Source organism: Sinorhizobium sp. 7-81 (assembly GCF_030124405.1).
In the GTDB taxonomy this organism is placed as follows: Bacteria; Pseudomonadota; Alphaproteobacteria; order Rhizobiales; family Rhizobiaceae; genus Sinorhizobium; species Sinorhizobium psoraleae.
In genome coordinates this window covers 1-4,018 of sequence record NZ_JASKLT010000049.1, presented here as the reverse complement: position 1 = coordinate 4,018, position 4,018 = coordinate 1, and the positions used below count along the sequence as shown (strand labels likewise).

Annotated in this window: 3 protein-coding genes and 2 pseudogenes; 3 read left to right on the top strand and 2 right to left on the bottom strand. The window is 55.9% G+C overall.

The annotated features are described in order from the left end of the window. Positions 1 to 137: 137 nt before the first annotated feature. A pseudogene (locus QN224_RS33340) lies at positions 138 to 1,235 on the bottom strand (IS110 family transposase). Positions 1,236 to 1,299: 64 nt separating this feature from the next. On the opposite strand from QN224_RS33340, the pseudogene QN224_RS33335 reads away from it, so the two are divergent. Next, positions 1,300 to 1,498: pseudogene (locus QN224_RS33335) on the top strand (transposase domain-containing protein); the annotation flags it as partial. Between the two features lie 551 nt (positions 1,499 to 2,049). Here QN224_RS33335 and QN224_RS33330 read toward each other — a convergent pair. Then, positions 2,050 to 2,556 (bottom strand): GNAT family N-acetyltransferase, encoded by a 507-nt coding sequence (locus tag QN224_RS33330; protein WP_283980140.1) that lies wholly within the window; start codon positions 2,554 to 2,556, stop codon positions 2,050 to 2,052. A gap of 667 nt (positions 2,557 to 3,223) precedes the next feature. On the opposite strand from QN224_RS33330, the gene QN224_RS33325 reads away from it, so the two are divergent. Both QN224_RS33325 and QN224_RS33320 read left to right on the top strand, forming a co-directional pair. Then, on the top strand, positions 3,224 to 3,505 hold the full coding sequence (locus QN224_RS33325) for a hypothetical protein (RefSeq protein WP_283980139.1): 282 nt from the start codon (positions 3,224 to 3,226) through the stop codon (positions 3,503 to 3,505). 138 nt (positions 3,506 to 3,643) lie between these two features. Beyond that, positions 3,644 to 4,018: transposase (locus QN224_RS33320; RefSeq protein WP_283980138.1), on the top strand; the 375-nt coding region annotated here is incomplete at its 3' end.

Here is a 4,018-nt window from a genome sequence, read left to right as displayed (position 1 = left end):
CGCAAACCTCGCCTAAGACACGTCGCTAACGACGTCGTTAAAGACGTGTCTTAGGCCATCACGACGATAGCCGGCAGGCGGTGACAATCGGGCGGTTACCCCCTGATCCTTCCCGATCCCTGAGTATGGCCGCGCTTTTACGCCGTAGGTGACACCGTTGCGACTTCAGTTCTACGAGCGACGTCCCAGAGAAAACCGACCAGTTCTCGAGCAACCGCAGTGATAGCGACATTGCTTTTTTTGCCCGAACCAACCAGCTTCCGATAACGAGTGTTCAGGCGAACCTGTGCCTTCCATGCGATGTCATTGATCGCCCGCGGAATCTCGGGACGGCGATTGTGCATCCAGTTTCCCACCTTGACGCTACCGCGATAACACCAAGCCGCTTCAAACAGCAAAGCGCGCAAGGCGGAGTTGCCGGTCTTGGTTATTCCTCGCAATCGGATAGATCCGCCGCTTGAGTGCTCTCCCGGCTTGAGGCCGAGATATGCCATTAGTTTGCGTGGATTATCGAAACGCGAGAACATCCCGACCTCGGCGACCAGCGTAGCGGCAATGATCAGACCCACACCCTTGAAAGCCTGCAAGTTCGACACAGTGCGGCCCAACGACCAAGTTTGCGAAACCAGCGCGATTTGCTCTTCCAGTTCCTTCTTGCGGGCTTCGGCCTGTTCCAGGCGATTGAGGTAGCTTTGAAATGCGATCTGCTGCGCTTGATGAGAAATTGTCGATTACGAAGCCATGTTCGATGTCTGGAGGTCCAGGAGTTTGCCGGACATCGCAGGTCGTGCTTCAGCAAAAACAGCTGAACTAATGTGCGAGCCTTCCGCACATCATGGGAAGCGACGCAACGAGCGCGCACGAGATCTCGCATCGCCTCATGCACCGGGTCTGGCACCCAGACAGATGTGAGTTCGCCTGCACGCAACAATCGCGCGAGCATCACGGCATCGCGGGTGTCGTTCTTCTGCCGATTGCTCGGCCGGACGGGTGTATGGCTTGGCGCGACGACCCTGCAATCAAACCCAAGATCCTCGATCGGCCTCATAGGCAAACTCCAGGAGACCGTGCCGACCTCAAAGCTTCCTCACTAGCTTGGAGATCGCGTCCGGGTTGTTCGAAATCGTGCCATTAAGGCGAACCTCACCCAACCTTCCCGCTTCGGCAACGGCCATGGCCACGGAAATAGAGTCCTTATGGACGTCCAGTCCAATATATGCATCGTAATCACTCATGACGGATCCATCCTTCTCCCGACCGAAATGGCCGCTGGCCATGCTGCCCTCAAAGCACGGCTTCGCAAGTGGAAATCGTCATAGCATCTGGCTCTTTGCCGGGTCAGACAAGGGCGGCGATCCTGTCGCTCATCCAATCCGCAAAGCTCAACGGTCTCGATCCCGAAGCCTATCTTCGCGACGTCCTCACCCGCATCGCCGACCATCCGATCAACAGGATCGGAGAACTGCTCCCGTGGAGCATGCGGCATCAAGATCGATAGTTTCTGTCGCGCCGGCAATAGATCACTCGCTGCGCGACGGGCGGCCCTTCAATATCCGGACCAGGAAGGCGGCAACACCCAAGGCGGTAACGAAGGCAGCCCCCAAGCCAATAATGAGCGTGATGGTATAGAATTCGAAAGGTTCTTCTTTCGCGGCTGCAATGACCGCCCCGCGATTGCGGACTTCGCCGGCAATGATCGCCTCGATAACCTTGTAGAGGACTCCCGGACCAGCATATCCCGCAAGCCAGCTTCGGCAACCGCAACCGCATCCTTCAGTTTAGCGACATGGATTCCGACAAAACCTTCTATAATCAGCCACGGCTCGTCCTCCTGTGATGAGGATCGCTCAGTCTACCCGAGCAGCCCTCGGAAGACCAGTGTAGGGAGAGCCACCTCAGTCACGATGCGTTCAAAGGTTCAGCTCCTATCTTGCAAAAAAGGCTTGCATCCACACAAGTTCGAAACCCTCACCGTGTGACGCTCACCTGAGCTGGAGTTTGCGACGGAACCATCTTTTGCCCTATGGCTGGTTCTCTTGAAGTCAACTTTCATGGTTCGGAACGAGCAAACAAGCACAACGTCTTGTTTCTGATGACGACGTCCGGCTCTTGGATGAAGCGACATCGTTCGAGCAAAGCACGCGAGCGGAGGTTTTCCGGCCGGGTAATCGCCACGATTCGCCGCAAGAACTTCTCCTTGAATCCGTAAGTGACAACGGCATCGAGGGCCTCTCGCCCGTATCCTTGCCGCCAAAATGCTGCGTCCAGTGCGTAGCCCACTTCGATCTCAGCCAACTCCTTCTCTGGCTTGAGGAATATCTGGCCAATCAGATGATCTTCACTCCGAAGGCGGATGGTCCACCGTCCCATGCCGGTTTCGCTCCACTCATTGATCGCCTGTGACACGACGTCCGCCACTTCAACCCTAGTCAGTGCGCCTCTTCCTATGTGTTTCATGACTCGCGGGTCGCTCATCACCCGGTATAACTCGTCGACATCCGTCAGAGCGTACGGCGAAAGAACAAGGCGCGGCGTGGTTAATGAGGGATGGGCCATCTAAGAAAAGCTCCTTCGAGTAGCTTGAATTAACCGATTCCTTCCAGGACTCGTCCATCTGTGGTTTGATCTCCCTTAGGTTGACGGGAACTCCACGGGGTTAAGCTTCGCGATGAATTCTGTTCCAGAAGTCGGAAGGACATTGTGATCGGCAGTCTCCAATTGCAACGCGTCTGCTGTCGATCAAGCATCTTCCATGCCAAATGGAAAACTAATTCCTTCTCAGTAAGATAGCTCCTTGAGTGCGTAGTCGCATATCCGACATGCGTAAGTTTGCAGACAAACCGGAATGCAGTTACGCTTCGCATTTTGTGAATCGAATCGTAGGTGCGACTAGAACCTGAAGCTTGCCGGAAATAGCGGGGTTATGTCTGTCGCCAACTTTCGGGCAGGTCTTTTGCTGCATGAGGCTTGCTCCCTTTTTCCGGAGTTTGTCATGTTCGAAGGCCGCCAATTTTGATCGATCCGTGATCCTGCCGTGCGTTCGTTGGTATCTGATGCATTTTTCAGCTTGCGCGATCTGGAACAGATGATGGCCGAGCGCGGCCCTTCAAACGTAAGCGATCGGCCTGTAACGCCAGGCTCGAAGCTCTAGCAGATTGGGAAGAAACGGCCGACACATCGGCGGCCATATCGTCGGACCAAGCCTTACCCGAAAAGGCCAAGCATGCTGGAGCCATTCGAGCCCCAGATTCGAGCGTGGCTTGAGGCGGATCCGGCGATCTCGGCAGCGTCGGTTTTACAGCGCCTCATGAGCGCCGATCCGTCACGCTTCACGAAGAAAAGCCTGCGGACGGTGCAGATGGCCGTCAAGGCTTGGCGTATCGAAATGGCCGGGCAGATCATTCTCGATGGCGACTGGCTCGGCCATGAATCGGTCGAGACAACACAGATCTATCGTAAGACCGTATGTCCTTCTTCGGGAGTGAGGTGGCTCGCCCTAGACTAGTGCCCGCCCATAAACGTTAAGCTGCTGAAATTATTGTATGAATCGCGATATCTCCGCGGACAAAGCCCGGCGGCTTCAGGTATACTTTAGATCAAGCTACTGATTCTAAAGATAAACCCGTAACCGCCGGAGCCGACAATGCGCCGAGAACGCACCGTCCAGGCGAGCATATTCGATCTTTTCGCCGAGCACGAGATCGGTCGTGAACTGAAGGTGATGTCGCAATGGCTGGATGAGCATGGCGATCTGCTCGGGCTGGTGACGCGGGACCTGTGCCGGCATGGCCTCAAGGAAACCGGCCGCGAGGGGTTGCCGGCCGAGGCTGTGCTGCGCTGCGCCCTGCTCAAGCAGCATCGCCAGTTGAGTTATCAGGAACTGGCCTTCCATCTCGAAGACTCCGCCTCGTTCCGGGCGTTTGCCCGGTTGCCGTGTTGGGGTGGACGGCTCCCAACGGCATCGCGATGTGCCAGAATGAGTTCGTTGAAAGCTCAATCGAGGGAAGACCGTCCGTGG